Origin of the sequence: Parashewanella hymeniacidonis (assembly GCF_016900895.1) — a bacterium.
GTDB classification, from domain to species: domain Bacteria; phylum Pseudomonadota; class Gammaproteobacteria; order Enterobacterales; family Shewanellaceae; genus Parashewanella; species Parashewanella hymeniacidonis.
This window is the reverse complement of sequence record NZ_JAFEUN010000031.1, coordinates 1-25,399: the sequence shown is the minus strand read 5'-3', so window position 1 is coordinate 25,399 and position 25,399 is coordinate 1. Positions and strand designations below refer to the sequence as shown.

The window sequence follows — 25,399 nt, the reverse complement described above, 5'->3', positions numbered from 1 at the left end:
ATACTAAAGTATTAGTCTTTATGAATATAACATTTGTAAATAACCACTTACGTTATGAGCAGTACTTTTGTTGAATTCAGGGCATTAAAAAAGGCCAACAAGGTGACCTTTCATCAATAAAGCGCCAATATTTATTTTTTCTTTTTGCGTGCCTTAGCTTTCGCTTTCATCTTCACTTTATCTTTTTTCTTACCTGGTGCTTTGGCTTCTTTATTCTTTGGTCTCAAACCTTCAATCATACGACGCTTTAGTTTCTGCTCAGTGTAACGCTCAATCTTATTCAAAATTCGAACGTCATGTGCTTCTATCAGCGAGATTGCTGTTCCTTTGGCTCCCGCTCTTGCGGTACGGCCAATACGATGCACATAGATATCTGCAGTACGAGGCATGTCAAAGTTGATTACATGCGTAATACCTTCAATATCAATACCACGTGCAGCAACGTCAGTACAAAGTAACACGTTCACTTCGCCCTTAGTGAATCGGCCAAGTGCTTTGAATCTTTGTTTTTGTTCCATGTCACCACGTAAAAACGCAGCTTGAATTCCCGCTTGCTGTAACAAGCCTTCAAGACTTGCAACCGTGTCGCGAGTTTTACAAAATACAATCGTACGTTCTACTTCTTCTTGTCGTAGCCAAAACGTCAATAAATCAAACTTATGTTGTTTATCGTCGGCTAAATGTACCCATTGATGAATTTTTCCTTTCTCTTTTCGGGTCGGAGAATCAATATCAACTCGAATCGGATCCGTTAACAACTCATCAGCAAACCGAGCGACACCACCGGTAGAAAGGGTCGCCGAAAACAACATATTCTGCTTACAGCCGTGAGCTTCAAGTGCAATACTTTTAACTACATTAGCAAAACCCATATCAAGCATGCGGTCAGCTTCATCAATGATGAGCAGCTCTACATCTTCTGCAGTAAAGTTGCCTTTATCTAAATACTCTAATAAACGACCTGGTGTTGCGACTAAGATATCAACGTTGTCTTTTAACGCTTCTTCTTGCGGACCGTATGGAACACCGCCAGTAATGATGTTTATGTCTAAATCTAATGAGTTTGCCAAATGTGTGGCATAACGGTGGATCTGGCTGGCTAATTCACGCGTTGGAGTCAGGATTAGTACACGAGCTTGACCTGTAAAGTTTCTTGGAAAATCGATGATATGTTGCAAAGCAGGCAATAGAAAACAGGCAGTTTTACCTGTTCCGGTTGGCGCCATAGCCATAATATCTCGCTGCTCGAGTGCAAAAGGAATAACTTGTTTTTGAACACTCGTGGCCGATTTATGTTCCATTCTTGCCAGTGATTCTAGCAATTCAGCATCTAAATCAAATTCATCAAAGTTCATTATTTTCATTCCAAGCAGCAGATTAGGCGGCGCATTATATTAGAGATTCAGATAAAAATCTTTGCTAAGTTCGATCATTTCATCAGTATATTGGTTTTGTTTCCCTCTCAAGATCAAAGGCTCAAAGAATTGAGCGGGCTGATCTACTCGACTTAAACTGAATAAAACTCGACGTTGTGCGCTGCCTTCAACAGGAATAATGGCTTTCACGGCGCTAAGATTTAACCCACTAAACTCGATAAGCGAAAAAAAATCATCTGCGACTTCTGTCGGTAAAATGAGGCTCGCTGTGCCATTATCTGATAATAGCGCTTCAATGGCATCAATGAGGTCTTGGTAACTCAACGTATTAGTATGCCTAGCGTTCGCACGGTTTTGTTGTTGAGTCTGTGGCCCAGTCAAAAAATACGGCGGATTACAGATAATGTGATCAAACTTAGCACCATGCTGAGCGACATAATGAACAATATCATCTTGAATCACTTTAACTCGATGAGCCCAAGGGCTCTGTTCGACATTCACCTTCGCAGCCTTACAAGCTTGCGCATCTAATTCAATCGCAATAATGTTTGCTTGGCTTCTTTGTGCACTCATTAAAGCTAACAAGCCGCTTCCAGTACCAATATCGAGAATGTTTTTTGCATGAGTCAATGGTGCCCACGCTCCCAATATGACCGAATCGGTACTCACTTTCATGCCGCACTGGCTATCGTCGATATGAAATTGTTTAAAACTAAACGGCATAAAAGGTATCACTTAATAAAAGAAGAGATTATAACGGGTTCTGCAATTAAATAAGAATATTGTGAAACGTATCAATTCCACATGCTTTCGACCGGACAAAGTATACAATTTTATCATTGTTTTGCCGAAACTATAGCCAAAGACTTTTTTTTAACTTAAGTTATCAAAAAAAAATATTACAATAACAAAATTACAGTTAAGAGGTTTGTAGTGCAAAACAAACAAATGAGTATTGGAGATACCTTTGGCTTAGGATTTATGACCTTTGCGTTTTTTTTAGGGGCTGGTAACCTAATTTTCCCACCATTTGCTGGCATGCTAGCGGGTGAAAACATGCCTTGGGCAATGATGGGGTTTTTAATAACAGCCGTTGGTCTGCCTCTCTCAGGACTCATTGCTGTAGCACGAAGCAATGGTAGTGTGATGAAGTTTTTACCTCCCATTATAGCCACCATCATTGCCATTGCGATTTACATCATTATTGGCCCTGCGTTTGCCGCACCAAGAACGGGACTTGTGGCCTATGAGATTGGGGTTAAGCCATTTTTAAATGATACTTCCGCAATGATAACCCTCGGCGGTATAGACCTAAATTACAGCCAAATGTTGTCCACACTTTGCTTCTTCACTACTGCACTATTTTTAGCTTTATATCCTGGCAAGTTGCTTGACAGTGTCGGTAAAGTACTGACTCCATTGCTCATTACTTTGTTAATTGTACTATCAATCTCGGTCATGTTCTTTCACGGTACGCCACCTTCGGTGCCAACCGGAGAGTACCTCAATACGCCTTTAACCAAAGGGATTATTGAAGGGTACAACACCATGGATACCTTAGCCTCACTCATGTTTGGTATGTTGATCATTGATATTTTAAAGAAAAAAGGCATCAACGATCCTAAATCTCAAACGCGCTATTTAGTAAGAGCAGCGATTATTGCAGCAACAGGTCTAGCCTTCGTTTACATTTCACTGTTCTTCTTAGGCGCCTCTGCGGGAGAGTTAGCAAACGGAGCTGAGAATGGCGGTCAAATTTTAACAAACTATGTTGATGCTGAATTTGGTTACATGGGTTCTATACTGTTGTCAGGAGTCGTTTCTCTGGCATGTTTAACCACCGCTGTAGGCTTAATTGTTGCTTGCTCTGAGTTCTTCGAAGAGTTAATACCTGCTTTCTCTTATAAGCCTCTCGTGGTTTTCTTTAGCATAATTTCTGCGATTGTGGCCAATGTGGGGTTAACTCAGTTAATTGAAGTGAGCATCCCGGTACTTGTCAGTATTTATCCTGTAGCCATAGCTTTAGTCGCCATCACGTACATTACGCCAAAATTGAATAATCCAGAGTTATCACATCGCATCATTGTGGGTGTCGCCCTGTTGTTTGGTATTGTGGATGGGCTATCTGCTGCTGGATTTGATATTCATATTTTCGATTTCATGCCACTTTTTGATCAAGGACTTGCATGGTTGATTCCGACCATGATCGCCATGTTCACTTGCTTAACCCTACCACCAAAAAAGCATAAATAGACACCTACTCTCATAAATCTGGTGCTGTTCAAATAGTTAATTGAATAGCACCACCTTCAACTTACAATCCGTTCATACTGCATACAGCCAAGGAATATATAATTATCATTGATTATTGACTTGGCCTCGCTCACCAATTATTCAAAATAGAAAGCATGTCACACATCAAACGATAAGTGACTTAAGTGCTTCGATTAACATCTAAGATAAGCTCTGAGTGGGTTATTTTACTGCCAGACAGAGTTTATATTCGACTGAATGTGAGAACTTACCTATGCCTGAAAAGCAAAAAAGTTCATTAGTACCAATGCTCATCATTGGTTTACTCTTTTTTATTTTTGGCTTTGTTACATGGCTGAATGGCTCCCTCATCCCTACGCTACAGATTGCATTCAACCTCACACCAAGTCAGGCCTACCTTATCTCAATGGCTTTCTATATTTCTTATACTGTCACAGCATTGCCTTTATCTGTGGTACTCAATCATACGGGTTATAAGTTTGGCATGGTCATCGGCTTTCTATTAATGATGCTGGGCTCATTGATTTTTATTCCGGCAGCGCAGATGCGTTCATTTGAAATCTTTTTAGCGGGCCTTTTTATATTGGGGTCTGGGCTGACCATTCTTCAGACTGCAGCTTGCCCTTATATGGTGTTGCTTGGAAAAAGAGAAACGGCTGCTGTTCGTATTTGTTTTATGGGGATATTGAATAAAGGGGCAGGAATAATCGCCCCTATCGTATTTACATCATTGGTATTTACAGATGTCTCTCAATATTCTCCATCGGCGTTATCACAAATGAGTGGCGCTCAACAATTGATCACTCTCAATACGCTTTCAGCTAAGTTAGTGACCCCCTACCTTGCTATGGCCATCATTCTTTTAGTGTTAGCGATGTGTGTATTGTTATCACCACTTCCTGAATGCGATTTAGAAAGAGTGAATCAAGAGAAGCCTGAACATTACGATAATCCATTTAAGTACCCACACCTCATTCTCGGTGTAATGGCCTTATTTTTTGCGGCTGGAACTGAAGTCGTTGCGGCCGATACCATCGGCTTATTAGGAAAAGCCTTTAATGTGACGAATTTTTCTAGCTTAACCGCTTATACTATGGCCTTTATGGTCATCGGATACATCTTGGGGATCAGCTTAATTCCTCGCTGGATAAAGCAAGAAAAGGCGCTACTGTTCACGTCTCTATTAGGCACTGTAATCACTTATCTTATTATTAACTCAAGCGGTCAGCTTTACACTATTTGGAATACATGGTTCTTATGGACTCATGCTCCAGCAGTACCAAATGTCGTCGTTTTAGTGGCTATGTTAGGTCTAGTTAATGCCATTATTTGGCCTTCCATTTGGCCCTTAGCGTTAAAAGGGCTAAATAGAAAGACAATGACCATTGGGTCGGCAATGCTCGTAATGAGCTTTTCAGGCGGGGCTATGCTCCCCATGCTGTATGCTGAACTAGGCTCAACGTCTGAGAACATGATCAGTGCATATTTAGTATTAATACCCTGCTACTTATTTATTGCATTTTATGCTGCACTTGGACACAAAGTTAATCAGTGGAATCGAGTCATCAACTTAGAACAAAGTTCGACCTGTAATAGCTGAATGTAAACTGACAAACGCTCAATCAGTCCAACATTAACTCGAATTCAGCCATAAAATGGCCAACTGAAAACCTATTTGTGTATGCCTGTGACCTCATCTAAATTCTCATTCACTGAAATCTTTTCAATTACTTTTATGACATTTGGTTTTATTTTTGGTGCTGGTAATGTCATTTTTCCACCGATCTTGGGCTTCAAGTACGGCTCAGACAGTTTTTCTGCAGTACTCGGTTTTTTGAGTTCCACCTCACTACTGTCTTTATTGGCTTTAATTGCCTTTGGCATTATGCAAGGCAATTTGACTAAGTTTTGGACTAAAAAATACGGAAAAGGATTCATTGCTGTCTTATACTTGATGCTTGGGCCTATTCTTTGTGGGCCTCGTAACGGTATCGTTTCTTTTGAGTTAGGGTTAAAACCTGTTTTATTACAGACTCACCTCATTGATGGCTCAAGTTTATCGTTACAGATCGCCCTATTGGTTTTCACCGTTGTATTCTTCACATTTTCCCTTTGGTTATCATTAACGCCAAGTCAGCTGGTAACAACCGTTGGAAAAGTGATCACTCCATTGTTTTTGCTTTTGATATTTATTTTATCTGTACCATTATTTTTCACTCACTTTCCGAGCATCGCCCCACCAAATTACGACCATAACAACTCTGCCTATATCAGTGGTTTTCTCGAAGGCTATAACACGCTTGATGTCACGTGCATCCCTGTATTCGGCATTATTGTCTTTGACACATTAAGACGAAGAGCAATTCATTCCTCTAAAGGCATTTTTAAAAGCTTTGTGCTCACGACCTTTAGTGCACCAATCTTTACTGCTCTTATCTATATTGCTTTTTGTTATATAGGGCTCTCTGAAGCAGGGAAAACAACTGCAGCGCTAAGCGGGCCACAAATATTATTGGCTTATACACAAGCTCATTTTGGTTGGTTTGGTGAGGTGCTACTGGGCATGGCGGTATTCTTAGCGTGTTTATCAACTGCGATTGGTTTTATCGTGGCAAATGGTGAATTTTTCCATGAGATGTTTCCGAAAATCAGCTATCGAAAAATTGCGATATCAACAACCATTATTACCGTGTTTATTGCAAATATCGGACTCACTGAACTCACTCACCTTACCCAACCCGTACTCAACTTCTTCTATCCGATTTTAATCGCTTTAATTATTTGTGGCTTATTTACTCCCTTAATGAAGCAACCGAAGTTGACGAACTATGCGGTTGTTGGTGTTACGGTAATAATCAATACGCTTTCTATTGTTCATTATCACATTGGTTCACTGCGACAGTTACCGTTATTCGATAATGGTCTTGGCTGGCTCCTGCCTATGGCATGCACACTGATTTTGTGTTTATTTTTACCCGACAATGACTTGCTATTCGATTCTGTTGCAGATTGATGATATTTTAAAAAAAACATATGCTAAACATGTAAAACGTGAACCAAAACAAATATCAACAAGATCCTAATTTAGATCGATTTTTAGATCACCTTTGGTCAGTACAAGGATTAAGTGACAACACATTGTCGGCTTATCGAACTGACTTAAGGCATCTTGATAAGTTCATACAACAACAAGGCTCTAGATTGCTTTATGTAGAACAAAGCCATATTCAATTGTTTATCGAGCACAGATTTAAAGCGCAACCTGCAAAAACATCCCAAGCACGGATGTTAAGTAGTCTCAGGCGTTTCTATCAATATCTATTATCAACGAAACAAATCAGTAGAGATCCAACGGCTTTAATCGACTCACCAAAGCTGGGACAAAAAGTACCGACCAGTCTCACTGAAGTTGAAGTCGACGCTTTACTTTCTACGCCAAACGAAGAAGATGTAATTGAAGCGCGTGATAAAGCGATGTTGGAACTACTATATGCAACAGGCTTACGTGTCACTGAACTCATATCACTGACGGTGGACCAGATTAGCTTACGCCAAGGTTTGGTTAGAGTTGTGGGTAAAGGTGACAAGGAACGACTTGTCCCTTTAGGTGAAGTCGCTGTAGAACAGCTTGAATCTTATTATACAAAGGTACGGCCTCAATTACTCGGTGATAAAATTTCAGATGTTGTTTTCCCGTCGAAGCGTGGTCAAAAAATGACCCGACAAACATTCTGGCATCGCATAAAACACTATGCAATGATTTCTGGTATCCATTCAGAGCTATCACCTCATACCCTAAGACACGCATTTGCGACTCACTTGCTGAACAATGGTGCAGATTTAAGAGTAGTACAGCTCTTATTAGGGCATAGCGATTTATCCACGACTCAGATCTACACTCATGTAGCTAAGGCACGACTTCAGCAGCTACATCAACAACATCATCCAAGGGGGTAATTATGTATCACTCTCTTATTCCAAGCTTATACCCATGATACCTGAAGATGCTCGATTTCAGCGAGAATGCACAACTTGTTAATCAAGGCGACAGTGTGCGGCAATAGTGAGCTATTGTTAGCACTGGCAACGAAGAGTAACAAGCTGTGCAACTCGCACTTCGTGGACTTCTCAGCGCCAATTCTTCTTTGTTACATTAGCTCGAAAGAATCCCGATATTCCTTCGCTAATGCGCCTCAAAGAATTGGCGCTGAAAAAGTCCTGAAACATGTATCTTCAAGTATCATGGGTATAATCACACTATATGAATATTTGCTTTAAGGAGAATAAGGTTGTAACTTTTAAGCAATTACTCAGGTCTAATGAAGAGACCACTGATAGCATTAACCTTAATTAGGATACCCCATGAAGTTCTCCCGTATTTTATCCTTATGCTGTTTATTAGCATTTGGAACGGCACATGCAGCTGGCGTTGCAAAACCTAACATTGACGCCATCAAAGAAAAGTTAACTAAAATTGCTGGATTGAAAGTAATGTCCATGCAAGACACACCAATAAAAGGTCTATACCTTGCAATGACGGATCGTGGTGTATTTTATATTAATAGTGATGGCACTAAGCTGATTAACGGCAGCATGTTTGACTTATCGAATGGTTTTAAAAACCTGACTGAAACAGCGATGGGTAAACCTCGTATTGCCGCACTGAAAAAATTCGAACCTGAGATGCTGGTTTACAAAGCGAAAAACGAAAAGCATGTTGTCACCGTATTTACCGACATCACTTGTGGCTACTGTCGTAAACTTCATAAAGAAATGCAACAATACAATGACGAAGGGATTACTATTCGTTATCTCGCTTTCCCTCGTGCTGGGGCGAACTCTTCAGTTGCGAAAGAAATGCAATCAATTTGGTGTTCAAAAGATCCATTGAAAGCGATGGATGATGCTAAAGCGGGTAACGATGTATCTAATAAAGTGTGTGATGCAAAAATTGCTGAGCAGTATCAATTAGGTCAAAGCTTTGGCATTAATGGTACTCCAGCCATTATCCTTGAAGATGGCACATTAATCCCAGGCTACCAACCGCCAGCTCGTCTATTACAGACCATAGAAAATCATTAATCATTTAGTTATGATTATCAGGCGGCAAATTTGCCGCCTTTTTATTGCTTGGAAATTATAGTGTCTTATAAAATTGTTCGCCGCCCACACGTTGATGACTCACATTTACCCAGTTCGTTACATCCACTACTGAAGCAAATTTTAGCCAGTCGCGGAGTAATGCCTGAACAGTGTCAACTTGAATTAAAAGGCTTGCTTCGTCCAAATACGATGAAAGGCCAGCTCGAAGCGGCGGCCATAATTGCCACGGCAATAGAAGCGAATAAATCGATTTTTATTATTGGTGACTTTGATGCTGACGGTGCAACATCCACATCCGTCTGTATGCTGGCATTGCGAATGATGGGGACAAGGAAAGTCAATTACCTCATTCCAAATCGCTTTGATTATGGCTATGGCCTTAGTCCGGAAATCGTCGATTTAGCTCAGCAACAAGGTGCAGAGCTCTTACTCACCGTTGATAATGGCATCTCCTCCATTTCAGGCGTTGAACGAGCTAATCAACTGGATATTCCTGTCGTAGTTACCGATCATCACCTACCTGGTGAGCGGCTTCCTGAGGCAGCAGCCATTGTTAATCCAAACCAATATGGCTGCCAATTCGCCAGTAAAGCCATGGCTGGTGTTGGGGTCGCATTCTACTTAATGACAACCATAAAGACTGAGCTGAAAACGCGAGGCTGGTTCGCACAAAAGCATATCCCAGAGCCAAATTTAGCGAGCCTATTGGATATTGTCGCTTTAGGGACGGTTGCCGATGTCGTGCCACTGGACGCCAACAACCGTATTTTAGTTGAAGCTGGGCTCAAACGAGTTAGAGCAGGTCAATGTCGCCCAGGGATCACGGCGTTACTTGATATTGCCAAGCGTAATCCGCAGAAAGCAGTCGCATCCGACTTTGGTTTTGCTGTAGGTCCTCGCTTGAACGCTGCAGGGCGCTTAGATGAAATGTCTTTGGGTGTCGAACTGCTACTTTGCGACAACATCATGAAAGCTCGCAGCATGGCTGCAGAACTCGATGGGCTAAACCAAGACCGACGTGAATTGGAAGCTGGTATGCAACATGAAGCACTAAAAATGCTGAAAGCATTTAGCGTTCATGAGGCTTCAATACCTAAAGGCTTGGCGTTGTATCAAGATGATTGGCATCAAGGGGTTATTGGTATCCTTGCGTCACGAATCAAAGATAAATACCATCGACCAGTGATTGCTTTCGCTTTAGGAGAGAATGGCGAAATTAAAGGGTCAGCACGCTCAATAAAAGGCGTGCACATGCGCGATCTTTTAGACCGAATTAATACTCAAGTGCCTGGTTTAATCATTAAGTTTGGTGGTCATGCTATGGCTGCTGGTTTATCAATAAAAGCAGACGCATTTGACGTCTTTAAACAGCATTTCGAAACCACTATTGACGAATGGATCACTGAAGAGTTGTTAACCGGTGAATACAAAACTGACGGAGAGTTAAGCGCCAAGTTCCTTGAACAAGAAACAGCAGATTTACTAAAATTTGCAAGCCCTTGGGGTCAAGAGTTTGAAGAGCCCTGTTTCGATGGTGAATTTACTATTGTGCAGCAGCGGTTAGTAGGCGAAAAGCATTTAAAGTTAGTGCTCGAGACAACTTGTGGTCGTCGCTTAGTTGATGCAATTGCTTTTAATGTTGATTTAAATGTGTGGCCAAATACACAAACCCAAAGGGTTTCATTGGTTTATACATTAGATATTAATGAGTTTAGAGGCAATACGAGTTTACAATTGATGGTGAAACAAATTACACCCGTAAACGATTATGATTCATGAGATCGACGTTAGCATTGTCGTGGCTTGCAATTGAAACACTTTCATTTAGGCTTGCTTGTCTCGAATCAGGTAAGGATTCAGTTAACGCTTCTAGTGATTCATTAAGTGCTTGCTCACGTCCTCGATTTGCAGCATTGTTAGCTTCATGCGCTAATTCAGAACCAAGTTCGGCCTCTAAATTTAACCCTGATGAGTCATCATTGGCATCAGCAGGAGACACATTTTGTTGATTATGAGTATTAACTTGTCCAGCTTGACTTGAGTTCGAATTCAGTCTTGCTTGTGGAGTGTGCCGAGCACCTGAAGGAGGAGTGGCCTCTGATTTTTTAGGCTTACTACCACCAACCTCAAAATTTAACTCTCCGTTCGCTTTCCGTTTCTCCATAAGCGCTCTTGCTTTTTCCTTAGCATTACCCGGAAATAATCTAGGGTCTCGAATATCATAACCTCTGAACAATTGATTAAACTGACTATCTTGAGTGAGATGTCCAGCTCGATGCATTAAATTTGGACGAGCCGTCAAACCTCCAAGTGGAAACCGAATGCAATAGTTAGAAATAACGTTGGTGATTTTATCTATTTTTTCTTGATCATCCATACCACCTTTACGAAGTAATGCCTCCGTGATATTTGATATAGAATCGCCATGATATTTGAAGCCATCTTTACCGGCGGCTCTTAAGCCTAAATTAATCGTTGAGCAACACAAATCGGCCGTACTCACTGCAACACCAGCCCCAGCCCAAATAGCGAGTGGCGTAGCAGCGCCAAGCGTTACTCCGGTCAAAAGAATTGCACCCGCTAGCAATGCGGTATGGCCTATCAACCCGTAAATACGTTCAAGAATATCCATTGCAGCGGTTTCACAACCCGCTTCTTGCGCTTCTTTGAAGTTATTGACTAACGTATTCATTTGCTTGTTTTGCGCCTCTGCGACCTTGCGCTCGGCATCAGATACATTTTTAGGAGCATCAAGATCATACGATTCAGATAGTGGGGCTTGTTCTGGATTAAATTGATTACCTTGAGTCGAATTTTGAGAAACACGACCTGAACCAGTTTGCCCCATCGGTTGAAGAGGGATATCGCCTGGAGAACTAAAATCACTCTGAGAAACACGTTGCGGCGTTACACTTGTACTCATTATTCGTTCCTCAAATTAGTTTTCATAAGCTGAGTATAGTAATCCTTGAGTTGCGTAACAAGTGAATGAATTAAAAGTTAAATTAAGCTTTCTTAATACTTTTAGAGAGTCTTTGTCATTTTTCATAAGGCATAAAAAAACCGCTGACATTACAGCGGCTTGTAATTAAAGAGTAAAAGCCAGAATTACTTCTTAGCGTCTCTTTCTTTAACTTCAGCAATTACTTTTTCAGCAACACTGTTTGGACATGCACTGTAGTGTGAGAATTCCATAGAGAATTGACCACGACCAGATGTCATTGTACGTAGAGAACCGATGTAACCGAACATTTCTGATAACGGTACGTCAGCCTTAATACGAACACCGGTAACGCCAGCCATTTGATCTTTGATCATACCGCGACGACGGTTAAGGTCACCAATAACGTCACCTACGTTGTCTTCTGGACTGAATACGTCAACGTGCATCACAGGCTCAAGAAGCTGTGCGCCTGCTTTTGGCATAGATTGACGGAATGCACCTTTAGCAGCGATTTCAAACGCGATAGCTGACGAGTCAACTGCGTGGAAAGCACCATCTACAAGTTCAAGTTCAACGTCAAGTACTGGGAATCCAGCAACAGTACCAGTTTGCATCATAGATGCGAAACCTTTCTCAACTGCAGGCCAGAATTCTTTAGGTACGTTACCACCAACAACTTTAGAGCTGAATGTGAAACCAGTGTTTTGCTCACCTGGTTTGATAACGTAGTCAATCTTACCAAATTGACCAGAACCACCAGATTGCTTCTTATGCGTATAAGAATCTTCAACCAACTGAGTAATCGTCTCACGGTAAGCAACTTGTGGCTCACCTACAATTAGGTCAACGCCATAAGTACGCTTCAAGATATCAACTTTAATATCTAAGTGAAGCTCACCCATACCTTTAAGGATGGTTTCACCTGAATCTTCATCAGTTTCAACACGGAATGATGGATCTTCTGCAACCATCTTACCGATTGCGATACCCATTTTCTCACTTCCGCCTTTATCTTTAGGAGATACAGCGATAGAGATAACTGGCTCAGGGAATACCATAGCTTCAAGGGTACATGGGTTCTTAACATCACATAATGTGTGACCAGTTTGAACGTTTTTCATGCCCACAATAGCGATGATGTCACCAGCTTGTGCTGAATCTAATTCGTTACGCTCATCAGCTTGCATCTCAACCATACGACCAACACGCTCAGTTTTACCTGTAGCAGAGTTAAGGATGGTGTCACCCTTCTTGATGCTACCAGAATAGATACGTACGAACGTAAGAGCACCAAAACGGTCATCCATAATTTTGAATGCTAGTGCTTTGAATGGTTCTTCAGTAGAAACAATTGCGTGTTCGCCAGTTTCATTACCTTCTTCGTCAGTAAGAGGCTGTGGATCAACTTCGTCTGGCGCAGGCAAGTAATCAACAACAGCGTCAAGTAACAACTGCATACCTTTGTTCTTAAATGCAGAACCACAGTATGTAGGGAAGAATGCCATTGTACGAGTACCTTTACGGATACAACGTTTAATGTCTTCCATAGATGGCTCTTCGCCTTCCATGTAAGCTTCCATAAGATCGTCGTCTTGCTCAACAGCAGTTTCGATCAACATTTCACGGTATTCTTCTACCTGATCAACCATATCGGCTGGAATGTCTTCGATCTTGTAGTTTTCAGCTTGGCCTGTTTCATCCCATACCCATGCTTTACGAGTAAGTAGATCAACAACACCAGAGAATTCGTCTTCGATACCGATTGGTAATACCATTACCAATGGGTTAGCCGCTAGAACGTCTTTAGTTTGCTTAACAACACGTAAGAAATCAGCACCCATACGGTCCAATTTGTTTACGAAGATGATACGAGCAACTTCAGATTCGTTCGCATAACGCCAGTTAGTTTCTGATTGAGGCTCAACACCGCCTGAACCACAGAATACACCAACACCACCGTCAAGAACTTTAAGAGAACGATATACTTCAACTGTGAAGTCAACGTGTCCAGGAGTATCAATAACGTTAAAACGGTGATCATTCCAGAAGCAGCTAACTGCAGCTGACTGAATGGTAATACCACGCTCAGCTTCCTGCTCCATGAAGTCAGTAGTAGATTCACCATCGTGAACCTCACCAATCTTATGAATTTTACCGGTAAGCTTTAGGATACGCTCAGTGGTCGTAGTTTTACCCGCGTCAACGTGAGCAAAAATACCAATGTTTCTGTATTTTGATAAGTCAGCCATGATTCAACTTTAATCTATTAGGTTAATAAGTAGACGGAGTATGCGAATAACCGACACACCACACATCAGAATTTAAGGCGCATATTGTAAAGTGGAACCAAGTTTGGTGCAATTGGATAGTGCAAATTTTAGCGAATTTGTCATATAAACTTTAGTCCTGATGCCTAACTATCATTTAAAATCAACACGATAGACGAGTAAACTTTTGGTACTGTCTTATGCACTTTTTACGAGAAATTTCGATAAAGTTCCCTTTTTACACTGACTTTGAAGTTTCGCCACTACTCTCACTAGAAAAATACATTGAATATCCTAGACTTAGTTTCCCCGTACTGATTTTTGTTGTAGTAAAGGATGCAAGACAATGTTGATCACTTATTCTGAGTTTTGTCAGGAACTCGCCAATCAATCTCATGCTCGAAGTTCCATTCAAAATATTTATAGCTTTGAATTCGAAAATCTTATTTCAAATAAAAATTCTGACGACTTTAACATCAGTTTTCAACTCAAAGATGAATATAAAACTCAATTAAAAAACGATGAGTTACGTGCCGTCATTAGCGACACACTCATTTTAAATTCGTGCCAACAAATCAGTAAAATCTTGTTAAATCGTTTACACCCAGAAACGGAGCATTCACGCTTTTTTGTCACTGATCAAAGAGTCATTTGTTTAGAGCCGTGCTTTTAAGATCTCCCCATTCACAGCAACATCAGAATATTGAGCCAACGTGAGGAGCAAAACAAATATGATTTTTCTTTGTTATTCGAGCTTGGTAAAGACCAGATGAGTGTGCGAATCGACTTAACAGCCATAAAACATGATGATCAGTTAATAGAAAATTATTATCAGAGGCATGTTTCGCTGTATGCCAGTTAAACGCTAACAAACAGGGCTAGCAAACGTGCCAGTCCTGTTATTATCACCATATTATCTATTACGATGTTTGCGCTTCCAGTTTCGATAGTACGTCCATGAATCTTCATTCGGCACCTTATACTGTTCAGGCACACTAAGAAATTTTGGATAATTCAGTTGAGTGTAATCCAATATGTTTTCTGGTAGCTCGCTAATACTATTATATTTACCGCTATTTCCAATCAGCAATCAACCTCCTTGTTTTCGCCCCATTTCCATCCAAGGAAACCAAGAACTAGTGCTTAGCCACGTTTGCCTGTATGGGATGCTGCTTTCGTTTTAAAGCGACATCTTGTTGTGAAATTGAATAATTGAAATGCTCTGAAGCTTGGTACCTCTTACCAATAGATGCCTTAGGAAATTCTTTGGGAGATACCAGGTTTACCTTGTCAGTAACGACATCTTGGTTGAGCAGTCAATATCCATCACTAGTTGGAAGAAAGTTTGTGCGAGCAGATTCAAAATTATCACTATTTACTGGATCAATGGCTGATGTTAATACTTGATTTGTCACCCCCGAATAAAGGTTGGCCCAATGCGTAAGTATTTTATGAGATTTTAAATCGGTGTAATAATACCAATATTAAACCCTTCAAATCCCATTATCGGCTTTAACTTTTTGTTTGGCGTTTTCGCAAATACTTTTCCTTTCCACCACGTAATTACAGGATCACTAGATAAATCAAATCGCATTCTTAAATAAGTATTGAGCTGTTGCTCATTTGAGTGTTCGGAGTAGCTTTGAACCAGTGCCGGAGAAACAATAACTAACGGTATAAATGATATACATAAAAATCGAACAATTTTTTTAATTTCACCATTTTTATATCCTCTTTTTGTAACGTCAAAAGGATATCAATCACATCATTATACATTTAGATTGATTCAGAATATGACACAATAATTTTGCAAAATTTAGGATTAGAAACCTAGGGACTGTTTATCTTTATCGAAGACAGTCCCTAGTTAAAGGCTAAGGAACGTTCACAATTAACTATTTCAATAATCTCAACGTATATTTGACTCGGTAATCTTCACCATTGCTGGCTTTGATTGCACCAAGAATACAAAAGATTAAATGGGCGATACCTAATATCATATAACCAAGAAAGCCGACGACAATAAACACTAATACTGTTGAAATAGCATAACCAATCATTGAAGTTATAGACCAATTCAACGCTTCTTTAGCTTGTTCTTGAACATATTGATCGTCTTTCTTAATAAGATACAAGATAAGACCCGGTATGAATCCAAAGAAAATCGTTCCAATCCAAAGCAGCATACCTAAATTACGCGACTCTTGATCAGATGCAGCGACTTCACTCATATTAATATCCTTATAATTAATGAAAAAAACGGAGTTATCTTAATCAATTTGTGTGTGTTTTTATACCTATTTTATCTGTCAATGAACGTAAAAATCTGTAAAAACAATAGTATTTGAATCTAAAGCGCTTAAATTGAGCTGATGGTTTTTAGACCAATTATTTAAATTAGTTGTTGTTAGGAGCCACTATGTCCACTCAAGCAGTGATTGCAGTTAATCGTTTTGGATTAGGGGCTCGTTTAAATGAGCTCCAACAAGCGGAGAAAGATCCAAAATCATTTTTAATCTCTCAATTGAATTCACCAGTATTCAATGACAAGCTACCGAATTCAAATCAACTCTTATTACACATGGCTGAGTTTATTCAGCAAAGACGGTATTCAAATTTCTCACCAGACTGCGTTTTACCTAGTAAGCAAAAAAAGCTCAACAGAAGCAAAAACCTTTCTTTCAAAAAAGTTATCAGCAACTCTGTTGTGACACTTTAATTAGCGCCATTCGCTCCTCTGACAGTCTTTCTTGGCGCCTACTTGATTTTTTCTCTAACCATTTTAGTGTGACTGCACTTGGACAAAAAATGGTAGCGCTTGCACCCACTTTAGAACGAGAAGCCATCGCTCCGAATATGCTGGGAAACTTTGAAGACATGCTTCTGGCCGTCATGCACCACCCGACCATGTTGATATATTTAAACAATGACCGATCTTTTGGGCCTAATTCGAAAGTAGGAAAGCGCAGCAAAAAAGGGCTTAATGAAAATCTAGCAAGAGAAATGATGGAGCTGCACACTCTGGGCGTGAACAGTGGCTATACCCAAGCCGATGTTATCGAACTGGCCAAAGGTATCACAGGCTGGAGTGTGGCTTTACCGTTAAAAGACTACAACGTCGGTTTTTATTATCGAGACAATGGCCATGAACCGGGCAAGCGAATCTTACTTGGTACAGAATATCCGCAACAGGGTGAGGCTCAAGGTACAACAATGATGACTGACCTTGCTCGACATCCTTCCACAGCCAAACACTTGTGCTTTAAGCTGGCCAAACATTTTATCAGTGATACACCGCCGCAATCTTTACAAGACAAAATGTTCAAACGCTGGCAAGAAACCAATGGCAACATAAAACAAGTGATGATTGCTATGATTAATGCCGATGAATCTTGGCATCCACAATCAGTAAAATTCAAAACCCCGCGAGAGTACATTATCTCAGCACATCGAGCGCTTAATCTTACGCCTAAAAATCATCAATCATTAATCTGGTCGCTTAATCTGCTTGGGCAAAGTCCATTCAAGGCTAATTCGCCAGAAGGTTATGGAGATATTGAAGCGAATTGGAATGGCCCAAGTGCATTAATGTCTCGTATTGACTGGTCAGCTCAATTAGTAAAACGCAGGCAAAGAACGAACCCCAAAGTGCTTAGCCAGCAATTGTTTGCCGATACCCTTTCCGACAACACTCAAACCTTAATACAACATGCTGAAAGTCGACAAAATGCACTTACGCTCTTGTTGATGAGTCCAGAGTTCTTGAGGAGATAAGCTATGAAACGCCGCAACTTTATCAAATTAATGGGTGGTGCCATTGTCCTATTTCAAAGCCCCAAACTTGTGTTTGCGAAGAATCAGGACAACCCGAATCGGCCGTTATTTATTTGGGTGATCATGCGAGGAGCCCTTGACTCATTGCATACCGTTATTCCAGAAAGTGACGATAACTACAAAGCATTTCGCCCCAACCTTGCTCAACAAATCCAACAACCGACATTGCCATTGTCTCAAGGGTTTACCTTAAATCCTGCGTTAAAGAACTTGCATACCTGGTATCAAAACAAAGAATTGTTACCGATTGTGGCAGTCGGCAGTGGTTACCCCAGTCGCTCTCACTTTGATGGTCAAGACTATTTAGAGAGTGGTACAGGCACGCAGAATACTAAAACGGGATGGTTAGCCAGAGCACTAAATCAGAAAAAAACCGATGCGATTGCGATTGATTACTCTACACCTGTAAGCTTGAGAGGCTCATCAGCTGTGAACTCTTGGTATCCTGCAAAACTCAAATCTGCTGATGATGATATTTATCAAACCTTGAAATCCTTATATCAAGATGACAACTCATTACTTGCTAACCTCAACCATGGGGTCGAGATTAAAAATAAAACCCAAAGTTTAGATAAACAGAAAGGCCGTTCAAGCTTTTCGACCTTAACTCGAGGTTGCGCCAAGTTACTCAGTCAAAGTCCAGATATGGATTGTGCCATGCTCGAAATTGGTGGTTGGGATACACACAATGCCCAACAGCCTAGGCTAAAAAAACAACTCACTGAACTCGATCAAGGTTTAGCTGAATTAAAAGCATCACTGGGACCATTGTGGAAAAACACCGTAGTCGCACTGGCAACTGAGTTTGGCCGAACCGTACGAGAAAATGGTACAGGCGGAACCGATCATGGAACTGGCAGTGTGATGTTCCTTGCAGGCGGAGGGGTTAAAGGAGGTAATATTCAAGGGAAATGGCCTGGTTTAAAGCCTGAACAACTATTTGAAAATCGAGACTTAATGCCAACAACTAATACCTTTAGTTGGATAGCAACAGCATTAAGCCAGCATTGGCAATTAAGCACTGACAACATAAAAAATGTGTTCCCCAAACAAAAAATCTACTCCACTCATATTATTAGAAATACATAAAGATATGCACCATATAAAGAGACACTAAACGGGAAGTTTCTAACGCTATTGCTCAAATGGAAAAAGGCTTTTTCATAGTCTATGGTTAATTGACGTGAAACGTTCAATTTCACTTACTACAGCAAACCAAGCTCATGTTTTATGTTTAAAGGAGTAACGTAATGACTGGTTTTTCTAAACTCAGCCAACTATTTATAGTAGCGGGCTTAGTGTCTCTTGCTACCGCTTGTAACGACAGTAATTCATCAAGTAAGCCAATAAAACCAAAACCAGAAATGGTTTCTGTTGCAGGTAAAATTTTTGATGACAATCTTGTCGGTGCAAAAATGTTCATGGATTGTAATGGTAATCTCTCACAGGATGCTGATGAGGTTTACACCGAGTCAAAAGCAGGTGGCGTTTTTGAATTTACTGATATCCCTAAAAGTACTGCAGAAACATGTAATATTGTAGGTGATATTATCGAAGGTACAACACGAATTGATGGCAATGGTGAAGCTATCTCTCAGTCTTATAAGATGACTGCACCCGCTGGTTGTAAGTACATTAGCTCACTGACAGGTATGGCCCAATCATTTGCAAGCCAAGGCGTTCCTGACTTCTTGGAAAAAACAAAACGTAAATTTGATCTTGATGTTGATCTTTGTTCCGATATTCCTGCAGCGTATGAAGATGAGAGCCTAGACCCTACACAGAAAATTGCTAATATTCGAGCGCTCAGATTAAATAATGTTCTCTCTGGGCTAACCGCGCAAAATTATGAAACCATGGAGTCAATGATTGAATCTGGTGACATACAAGCCGTCAGTGCGTATATGATGAACCAAGAGCGTTTAATGAGAGCGGCACCAGAAATCCTTGCGGCTTTGGATGATGTGGAAGCTCAAATTAATGCAGGGAATGACAACGAAGCAGGTCCACAAAATGTATTGGGTTTCACATCCTTTTGGACTCATTGGGCTTCATTTTGGACTGCGATTCGTGCTGCACAAATGCCACCAGAGCCAGAAATGCTCACTGAAGAAATGCAATTAATGAACTTGAAGATGAACGCTGAGCAAGCTGACTTCTCTTCAATTTACCTCAACAGTAATGCTCGCCTAAACGGTTTTACTTACTTAGCCGATACAAACTCTGCTAATGAGTTCTTTTTGGGGTACGAAAGTGATGATGTTTCTGTATCCTCTTCAACTTCTCAACCATCTACATTACAGTTTGATTTGAAGCAATGGTCTAATAATAGCTTCAGTGATGGTGATAGCATTTTTGAGGGCACGCTAATTCTGACCAGCGATGGTTGGGAAAACCCAAGTGATACCTTCAATTTTGATCGAAGCGCAATATCTAGACTCTCACAAGATAATACGCAGTTTTCGATTGAAAACTCAGATCTCAGTAGCTTTCGCATTATTTTTGAAGCTAGAAAGTATTCGGTGACTGAACGCTCAATACAAGCTTTACTTGAGCATCACTCTGATCTCGAAGTTTGGAATGAACTCTTCGGGGAAGACCTTAACTTCCCAGTCCAAGCCAGTGCTTTTGATGTAACAATCAAAGGAGCAAATAAGTACTATTGGATGTATGACATGGGCAATGAAGAATGCGCTGCTGAACTTCAATTCAGCTCCATTTGTAACGCTCAAGAAGTACTGTCGCCTGCAGAGGTTGAGCTCGATAGAACCACTGGGAAATGGCGTTTCCGCCTTTCAAAAGTTGCTTCTTTTGTAAGTTTTGACTTTTTACAGAATGACACGGTTCCATATATGCCGGTAATTACTTCTGACGATGATGGTCATATTGTCGCTTACTTCGAAAGTAATAGAAGCGTATCTTTCATTCGATTCCCGCTGAACCTTAATCAGGCTTTCTATAAAGATACTGGAGACATTGATTTTGATAGAGAAGAATCTGCCTCAATTCAACCTTCAGTGATTGCTACAAGTTCTTGGACAAGGGCTGCAACCAACGACAACTTTATTGAGTTCTCTGTACCAGGTTCAGTTAAACGTATCGATGGCTCTTTACCGAGTAACATGTTTTTCACTGTGGCTGAAGGGATGGTTCGTTTTGGAGAAGTTACTGCCAATAATGAAGTCCTAGAAGAAGATGTGTTAGGTCTTAATACTGTCGCTCGCGATGCTATTTTGAATAACATGGATATTAATGAATTAACTAACATCATTAATCGCCGAGATAATTAAAACCTATATAGGCAGAGACTTTTCTCTGCCTTTGTATTTGACAATAGATACTACTAATTTAGTTGCAACTTTGTGTAGTGTTTTACATTAAACGAAATATTCACTTCTTCTCTAGACTAATATTTTAATTCGAGTGAACACTATGACTTCCCTTTTGGACAATAATACTCTATTTCTAATACATCGCCTTTTCAAAATAAAACCGTTATGAGACAAAACTTAACTCTGTGGGAAAAAGCATTATCAGAGGTCTTAAATCAAGCCGTAAAGTTTGATGAGAGCGATGTGTTTCTCGCGGAAATTGAGCAGCAATTGATAAACTTTCATTACCAAGATACTGTACTCATTATCTTCGCTTGTGCAGGCCAACTCGAAAATCAGCAACAAGCAACCGCTTTACTCCAAGCGAACTGCTTTTGGCAAGGTACAAAAGGGGCAACCTTTTCAACCATGGATGATGGAACTATCGTCTTAGCACTTCAATGCAGAATCCAGAATAAAGCAAACCTCAATCAATTACTGACTGACTATTTAATTACATTAAATTATTGGTCTCACCGTTTATTATGTGATCTTTCATTACCAAAGGAAAACGCCCCCCAAAAACTTCAAACAACTAAAGCAGAGTCAAAACGCTGGCTTTCGATTGATCTAATCTAAGGTATCTCGATTATGGCAGGCATTATTTCAATCAAGCTTTTAGGTGCAACACCAAAAGTAAAATTCAAATTCAAGCCCAAAGCCAAGCTTCCCAAGACGCCTAAAGCTTCAAAGTCTAATTCACCCAAAAATATTCATAAAAAAGACCCTGCGAATGGCGTCACACGTAAGAAAAAAATCAGTATGCGGCTACCTCAAGTGCTGTCTGACGCTATCGAACCACTTGAGTTAATGCCTAAATACCACATTGAAGCCAAATTATTTGATGAAGACTTTTCATTTTGGGGAAAAATCCCAACATTAATTCGTTACATTATGCTCAAAACCACGTTTATTAGAGAGCATAAAGGTACTCTCAGTCTCATAGATTCGAAACGTTTGTTGAAAACAGCGGCACATTTAGAACGTCTGCTCGGGGCCATTTTGAATCAGTCAATTCCGCAGCAGCAAATCATAATGCTTGAACCATTTGCCAACTTAAAACTTTCATCCGCCGTTTCGCCTAACAGCATTATCAATCAACTTAAAAGCCTAAAAATCAAAGATACAAATACAGAAGCTAATCTCATAAAATGGCTAAACTCTCCTCCCCATAAAAACTACAACTCAAGTTTAAGACAGTGCTATCAAACACTCATTCAACTTTGCTTATCATTAGATCACGCCCGAGACGATTGCTACCGATGTGCTTTGAATGTTCAGGTTCTTGGTATGAAAAACCTAAAGCAACAGTTTAATCACCAATGGCACAAATACTTCGATAAATTGAAATCACGCCAGGCGATCACTTTTACTCTAGAGGTCAGCGAATCATTACCCCTATTCAACCACCAAAATCCGAACTCAACATGGTATGTTAAATTTGAAGCCATTGTTTCCTTTTACTCAAAAGAAAACTTAAAAGTATTGTTCCGTTTTTCTGCGGGGCCTTCTACTCAAAATTTATCCCCAATACAAACTCATGGTCAAAGGCTACTCTCAGGCCGGCATTTAAAGTTCTTTAGTACTGACGAAGATGCAGTGGATTACCTTTCTACAGGTTTTTTACTGAATCTGTGTCACCCATGTTCAAGAACGCTTCATCAAGTCAAACCCATTAAGAGTCCCACTCTTCAACTGAAGCGCACTGAATTACTCCGTAATATGGGGTTACAACAACACATCATCCACCAAGCCTCTGCTCGCTACACAAAGTCATTAGATGAAGTGCCATTGAAGAGTATTTCTCAACAACAAATGCCTTTCACTTCTACGATAAGCCAAGGTTTCCATTATGGATTTTCAAGATACCTTGATGCGAAACGCACTAAAGTGCCACTGCTGAATCAGCTATTACAAGAACCCTTGCGATTAACGTGTCGTAATCCTCAATATTTCACGCTCAAAATTCCTCATAAAAGATTCGGAATGATGCAACGCAAAGGAGACCTAGGCTTTCAATGGGTCAAAAACATCACTAAAAAAATCGGCGACATCATTGAGACGCTGGAACAACAAACCACGATCACTAAACCGGAATTACAATCACTACTGTCTGAAAGGTTAAAGCTTAAACAAACCATTACAGCACTCAATGCTGAGTATCACGCTTATTTAAGCGTGCTACAAAAATACGAAGCAGCCTCAGCATCAAATTACCCAAAATATCGAGAGTTAAAGCAACAATTTGAAGATAACCGTGATTCGAAATGTCGTGCCGAATATCTACGAGCGGTAATCTGTACTCACGCTTTGCTGGTATTAGCATATCACCAAAGTCTCAGTGCTCAGCATGAGTCACTGAACGAACCCGAGATCAACTTTTGCCGCTATCTATCAAAGCTAACGCAAGATTATGAGCACCCTGATTGCTACGTCGTAAAAGAAGAAGCTGATTGCTATTTGACCATGACATCTGTGCTCAAAGATACGCAAATCGAAATATGGAAACAGATTGATCTCGATGCAACCGTAAATGGATTAGTGTTAACCAAAGGGAATGTGGTTGCTCGAGCGATTTGTGATGATATAGACCCATATATGGACGGTGACTACATTGATATATTGCTGACCGGTGACAAAACACATCAAACATCAATACAAAACCCCGATTGGCTTAACATGATTTTACAGCAGGTTTTTTCACAGATTGAGCTACCATCAAAGTCCATCAACTTAATTGATCTGCCAGAGATTGATGCAAGTCAAATCACTTCAAACACGCACATCATATTGCAATTCAAAAAGGGAAGAGATCAGTTTTACGACATACAATTCATAAAGCTCACAGACTCAAGCGCCTTTGAACATCATCAGCAGGTTTATGCCACTGGTACTTCTATTGAATTTTGGCTGAAGCAATATAACGGAAGATCAAAAGGTCACGAGCCTGAAGTTTGGCAACAATTTACGGATAACAATCACAAAGCTTTGCAGCACTTATTTGATCAAATTATTATTCCGAACAGTCATGTTGCCAACCAAGTGGAAGCAATAACACATCATTTTGAAGACCAATCAAGCAAACGAAATCTAATAAAAGCGATATTGAAGTGGAAAAAATCACCTGAACAATTGGAGGAAACACAACGTGCGTTTGATGATTTTCTAAAAGAACAATACCACCACTATCAAACGAGGATTCTTAACAGGCTTTCTGTCATTAAAGCTCGATTAGAGCGATAATTTAAATCCTTCATGGCTTGCTTTAAACCCTAATTTTTCGTAGAAGCGAATTGCATCTGGTCGTTGTTTATCACTGGTCAACTGCACTAAACGGCAATTCCTTTGTCGAGCTCGATTAATGGCGTATTCAAACATTTTCTCACCCATGCCCTGCCCACGAAAGTCAGCATGAATACGAACGCCTTCGATTAAACAACGCCAAGTTCCTATATGAGTAAGATATGGAATGAAAGTTAACTGCAACATACCCATTAACGTTTCATTTTGCTCGACAACCAATAGCTCGTTATTTGGATCTGCATCGATAGCAGCAAATACATCTAAATATTTTTGATTCAACGGTGTACTCAAATCTTCTCTTTGTCGACCCAATTCATCGTCAGCCAACATAGAGATCAATGTTTCAATATCCTTGTGTTGCGCTTGTCTAAAATTTAAATCCATTTAATCCTCAAAGTTAATCCGTTTTGCAGAAATAGAGATGGAGCAATCGATGTGTTTAAGCATTTGATTAACGATTTTATCTGCCGTATTTACTTCAAAACTTTGATTATTTTGAGGCGTGAGCAATATGTCGCAATCGTCATCAGAGATTTGTTGCTGTACCGCGAAAGTAGATATGTCATCAATGAGCCAAACATCATCTAACAATACGTAAGCCACATACTGATTGTCTTGAGTCTGTTTTTTTAAAACATTGCTAACCTCATTTTCTAAGGTAAGCATTTGTAAACGGTTAAGCGTTAAAAAACGAAAGTATGCAGTTACAGCCATAGTTAATTATGAGGTGCGCATAAGTTTATAAGTGCCAACAGCATACATTAAGCCAATCAACAAACAAATTAAAGAGCTCACTAGCCAGAACAGCAATTCTCGGTGAAAAATTAAATCCTTACAATTCAATGTGTAAAAGAAGTGTTGGAATTTTCTTTTCGCACAAACTTAAAGCTGAAACCAAGAAAACGGCGATAGATCACAGCAACTATG

The 25,399-nt window shown here is 40.2% G+C and carries 21 protein-coding genes; 13 read left to right on the top strand and 8 right to left on the bottom strand.

Features of this window, described 5'->3' with window-relative positions; translation table 11 throughout:
- Window positions 1–131: 131 nt before the first annotated feature.
- Both srmB and JQC92_RS08200 read right to left on the bottom strand, forming a co-directional pair.
- Entirely contained in the window at window positions 132–1,355 is a 1,224-nt protein-coding gene (gene srmB / locus JQC92_RS08205; protein ID WP_204999189.1) for an ATP-dependent RNA helicase SrmB, read from the bottom strand.
- Window positions 1,356–1,394: 39 nt separating this feature from the next.
- Window positions 1,395–2,099, bottom strand: a complete 705-nt coding sequence (locus tag JQC92_RS08200) for a tRNA1(Val) (adenine(37)-N6)-methyltransferase (RefSeq protein ID WP_204999188.1) — start codon at window positions 2,097–2,099, stop codon at window positions 1,395–1,397.
- Between the two features lie 225 nt (window positions 2,100–2,324).
- On the opposite strand from JQC92_RS08200, the gene brnQ (JQC92_RS08195) reads away from it, so the two are divergent.
- The 6 genes from brnQ (JQC92_RS08195) (at window position 2,325) to recJ (ending at window position 10,532) form a co-directional block, all read left to right on the top strand.
- The gene (brnQ, locus tag JQC92_RS08195) at window positions 2,325–3,629 is read left to right on the top strand and encodes a branched-chain amino acid transport system II carrier protein (protein WP_204999197.1); all 1,305 of its coding nucleotides are present in this window, start codon (window positions 2,325–2,327) and stop codon (window positions 3,627–3,629) included.
- Window positions 3,630–3,903: 274 nt separating this feature from the next.
- Window positions 3,904–5,250 (top strand): MFS transporter, encoded by a 1,347-nt coding sequence (locus JQC92_RS08190; RefSeq protein WP_239480470.1) that lies wholly within the window; start codon window positions 3,904–3,906, stop codon window positions 5,248–5,250.
- 87 nt (window positions 5,251–5,337) lie between these two features.
- Complete coding sequence (brnQ, locus tag JQC92_RS08185; protein WP_204999187.1) at window positions 5,338–6,663, top strand: branched-chain amino acid transport system II carrier protein; 1,326 nt, start codon at window positions 5,338–5,340, stop codon at window positions 6,661–6,663.
- Window positions 6,664–6,701: 38 nt separating this feature from the next.
- Window positions 6,702–7,607 (top strand): site-specific tyrosine recombinase XerD, encoded by a 906-nt coding sequence (gene xerD, locus JQC92_RS08180; RefSeq protein WP_204999186.1) that lies wholly within the window; start codon window positions 6,702–6,704, stop codon window positions 7,605–7,607.
- A 405-nt stretch (window positions 7,608–8,012) separates the two neighbouring features.
- The gene (dsbC, locus tag JQC92_RS08175; protein ID WP_204999185.1) at window positions 8,013–8,732 is read left to right on the top strand and encodes a bifunctional protein-disulfide isomerase/oxidoreductase DsbC; all 720 of its coding nucleotides are present in this window, start codon (window positions 8,013–8,015) and stop codon (window positions 8,730–8,732) included.
- A 60-nt stretch (window positions 8,733–8,792) separates the two neighbouring features.
- A complete protein-coding gene (gene recJ / locus JQC92_RS08170) occupies window positions 8,793–10,532 on the top strand; it encodes a single-stranded-DNA-specific exonuclease RecJ (RefSeq protein ID WP_204999184.1) in 1,740 nt (579 codons plus the stop codon).
- On the opposite strand, the gene JQC92_RS08165 is transcribed toward recJ, so the two are convergent.
- Window positions 10,504–11,676: a hypothetical protein gene (locus JQC92_RS08165; protein WP_204999183.1), complete on the bottom strand. Its 1,173-nt coding sequence runs from the start codon at window positions 11,674–11,676 to the stop codon at window positions 10,504–10,506. The genes recJ and JQC92_RS08165 overlap by 29 nt on opposite strands.
- A gap of 185 nt (window positions 11,677–11,861) precedes the next feature.
- Window positions 11,862–13,946: an elongation factor G gene (gene fusA / locus JQC92_RS08160; protein WP_204999182.1), complete on the bottom strand. Its 2,085-nt coding sequence runs from the start codon at window positions 13,944–13,946 to the stop codon at window positions 11,862–11,864.
- Window positions 13,947–14,310: 364 nt separating this feature from the next.
- Here fusA and JQC92_RS08155 point away from each other — a divergent pair, with 364 nt between their 5' ends.
- Complete coding sequence (locus tag JQC92_RS08155) at window positions 14,311–14,637, top strand: hypothetical protein (RefSeq protein ID WP_204999181.1); 327 nt, start codon at window positions 14,311–14,313, stop codon at window positions 14,635–14,637.
- A 240-nt stretch (window positions 14,638–14,877) separates the two neighbouring features.
- Here JQC92_RS08155 and JQC92_RS08150 read toward each other — a convergent pair whose 3' ends face one another.
- The gene (locus JQC92_RS08150; protein ID WP_204999180.1) at window positions 14,878–15,054 is read right to left on the bottom strand and encodes a hypothetical protein; all 177 of its coding nucleotides are present in this window, start codon (window positions 15,052–15,054) and stop codon (window positions 14,878–14,880) included.
- Between the two features lie 805 nt (window positions 15,055–15,859).
- Window positions 15,860–16,195, bottom strand: coding sequence for a DUF4870 domain-containing protein (locus tag JQC92_RS08145; protein WP_204999179.1), 336 nt, complete (start codon window positions 16,193–16,195; stop codon window positions 15,860–15,862).
- 188 nt (window positions 16,196–16,383) lie between these two features.
- Between JQC92_RS08145 and JQC92_RS22555 the strand changes: the two genes are divergently transcribed.
- The 6 genes from JQC92_RS22555 to JQC92_RS08120 all read left to right on the top strand — a co-directional run bounded on the left by JQC92_RS22555 (window position 16,384) and on the right by JQC92_RS08120 (window position 24,412).
- Window positions 16,384–16,683, top strand: a complete 300-nt coding sequence (locus JQC92_RS22555; RefSeq protein ID WP_239480469.1) for a hypothetical protein — start codon at window positions 16,384–16,386, stop codon at window positions 16,681–16,683.
- Window positions 16,683–17,738, top strand: a complete 1,056-nt coding sequence (locus JQC92_RS08140; RefSeq protein WP_338049501.1) for a DUF1800 domain-containing protein — start codon at window positions 16,683–16,685, stop codon at window positions 17,736–17,738. The genes JQC92_RS22555 and JQC92_RS08140 overlap by 1 nt, the downstream gene beginning before the upstream one ends.
- 3 nt (window positions 17,739–17,741) lie before the next feature.
- Window positions 17,742–18,887, top strand: coding sequence for a DUF1501 domain-containing protein (locus tag JQC92_RS08135; protein ID WP_204999178.1), 1,146 nt, complete (start codon window positions 17,742–17,744; stop codon window positions 18,885–18,887).
- 161 nt (window positions 18,888–19,048) lie between these two features.
- A complete protein-coding gene (locus JQC92_RS08130; RefSeq protein ID WP_204999177.1) occupies window positions 19,049–21,088 on the top strand; it encodes a hypothetical protein in 2,040 nt (679 codons plus the stop codon).
- A gap of 207 nt (window positions 21,089–21,295) precedes the next feature.
- A complete protein-coding gene (locus JQC92_RS08125) occupies window positions 21,296–21,748 on the top strand; it encodes a type III secretion system chaperone (RefSeq protein WP_204999176.1) in 453 nt (150 codons plus the stop codon).
- A 12-nt stretch (window positions 21,749–21,760) separates the two neighbouring features.
- Entirely contained in the window at window positions 21,761–24,412 is a 2,652-nt protein-coding gene (locus tag JQC92_RS08120) for a hypothetical protein (protein WP_204999175.1), read from the top strand.
- Here JQC92_RS08120 and JQC92_RS08115 read toward each other — a convergent pair.
- Together JQC92_RS08115 and JQC92_RS08110 are read right to left on the bottom strand one after the other, a co-directional pair.
- Window positions 24,401–24,856 carry a GNAT family N-acetyltransferase gene (locus tag JQC92_RS08115; protein WP_204999174.1) on the bottom strand — a complete coding sequence of 152 codons (456 nt, stop codon included), beginning with the start codon at window positions 24,854–24,856 and terminating at the stop codon, window positions 24,401–24,403. The two genes, JQC92_RS08120 and JQC92_RS08115, sit on opposite strands and share 12 nt — an antisense overlap.
- Window positions 24,857–25,186: a hypothetical protein gene (locus JQC92_RS08110; protein ID WP_204999173.1), complete on the bottom strand. Its 330-nt coding sequence runs from the start codon at window positions 25,184–25,186 to the stop codon at window positions 24,857–24,859.
- Between the last annotated feature and the right edge of the window lie 213 nt (window positions 25,187–25,399).

What these genes read in the sequence shown, in the direction of transcription:
- JQC92_RS08130 (WP_204999177.1), top strand. Translation starts at nt 19,049, where the DNA reads ATGACTGGTTTTTCTAAACTCAGCCAACTATTTATAGTAGCGGGCTTA.
- JQC92_RS08190 (WP_239480470.1), top strand. Translation starts at nt 3,904, where the DNA reads ATGCCTGAAAAGCAAAAAAGTTCATTAGTACCAATGCTCATCATTGGT.
- JQC92_RS08110 (WP_204999173.1), bottom strand. Translation starts at nt 25,186, where the DNA reads ATGGCTGTAACTGCATACTTTCGTTTTTTAACGCTTAACCGTTTACAA.
- fusA (WP_204999182.1), bottom strand. Translation starts at nt 13,946, where the DNA reads ATGGCTGACTTATCAAAATACAGAAACATTGGTATTTTTGCTCACGTT.
- brnQ (WP_204999197.1), top strand. Translation starts at nt 2,325, where the DNA reads ATGAGTATTGGAGATACCTTTGGCTTAGGATTTATGACCTTTGCGTTT.
- JQC92_RS08200 (WP_204999188.1), bottom strand. Translation starts at nt 2,099, where the DNA reads ATGCCGTTTAGTTTTAAACAATTTCATATCGACGATAGCCAGTGCGGC.
- JQC92_RS08145 (WP_204999179.1), bottom strand. Translation starts at nt 16,195, where the DNA reads ATGAGTGAAGTCGCTGCATCTGATCAAGAGTCGCGTAATTTAGGTATG.
- JQC92_RS08135 (WP_204999178.1), top strand. Translation starts at nt 17,742, where the DNA reads ATGAAACGCCGCAACTTTATCAAATTAATGGGTGGTGCCATTGTCCTA.
- JQC92_RS22555 (WP_239480469.1), top strand. Translation starts at nt 16,384, where the DNA reads ATGTCCACTCAAGCAGTGATTGCAGTTAATCGTTTTGGATTAGGGGCT.
- dsbC (WP_204999185.1), top strand. Translation starts at nt 8,013, where the DNA reads ATGAAGTTCTCCCGTATTTTATCCTTATGCTGTTTATTAGCATTTGGA.
- JQC92_RS08115 (WP_204999174.1), bottom strand. Translation starts at nt 24,856, where the DNA reads ATGGATTTAAATTTTAGACAAGCGCAACACAAGGATATTGAAACATTG.
- JQC92_RS08155 (WP_204999181.1), top strand. Translation starts at nt 14,311, where the DNA reads ATGTTGATCACTTATTCTGAGTTTTGTCAGGAACTCGCCAATCAATCT.
- JQC92_RS08165 (WP_204999183.1), bottom strand. Translation starts at nt 11,676, where the DNA reads ATGAGTACAAGTGTAACGCCGCAACGTGTTTCTCAGAGTGATTTTAGT.
- JQC92_RS08120 (WP_204999175.1), top strand. Translation starts at nt 21,761, where the DNA reads ATGGCAGGCATTATTTCAATCAAGCTTTTAGGTGCAACACCAAAAGTA.
- JQC92_RS08125 (WP_204999176.1), top strand. Translation starts at nt 21,296, where the DNA reads ATGAGACAAAACTTAACTCTGTGGGAAAAAGCATTATCAGAGGTCTTA.
- srmB (WP_204999189.1), bottom strand. Translation starts at nt 1,355, where the DNA reads ATGAACTTTGATGAATTTGATTTAGATGCTGAATTGCTAGAATCACTG.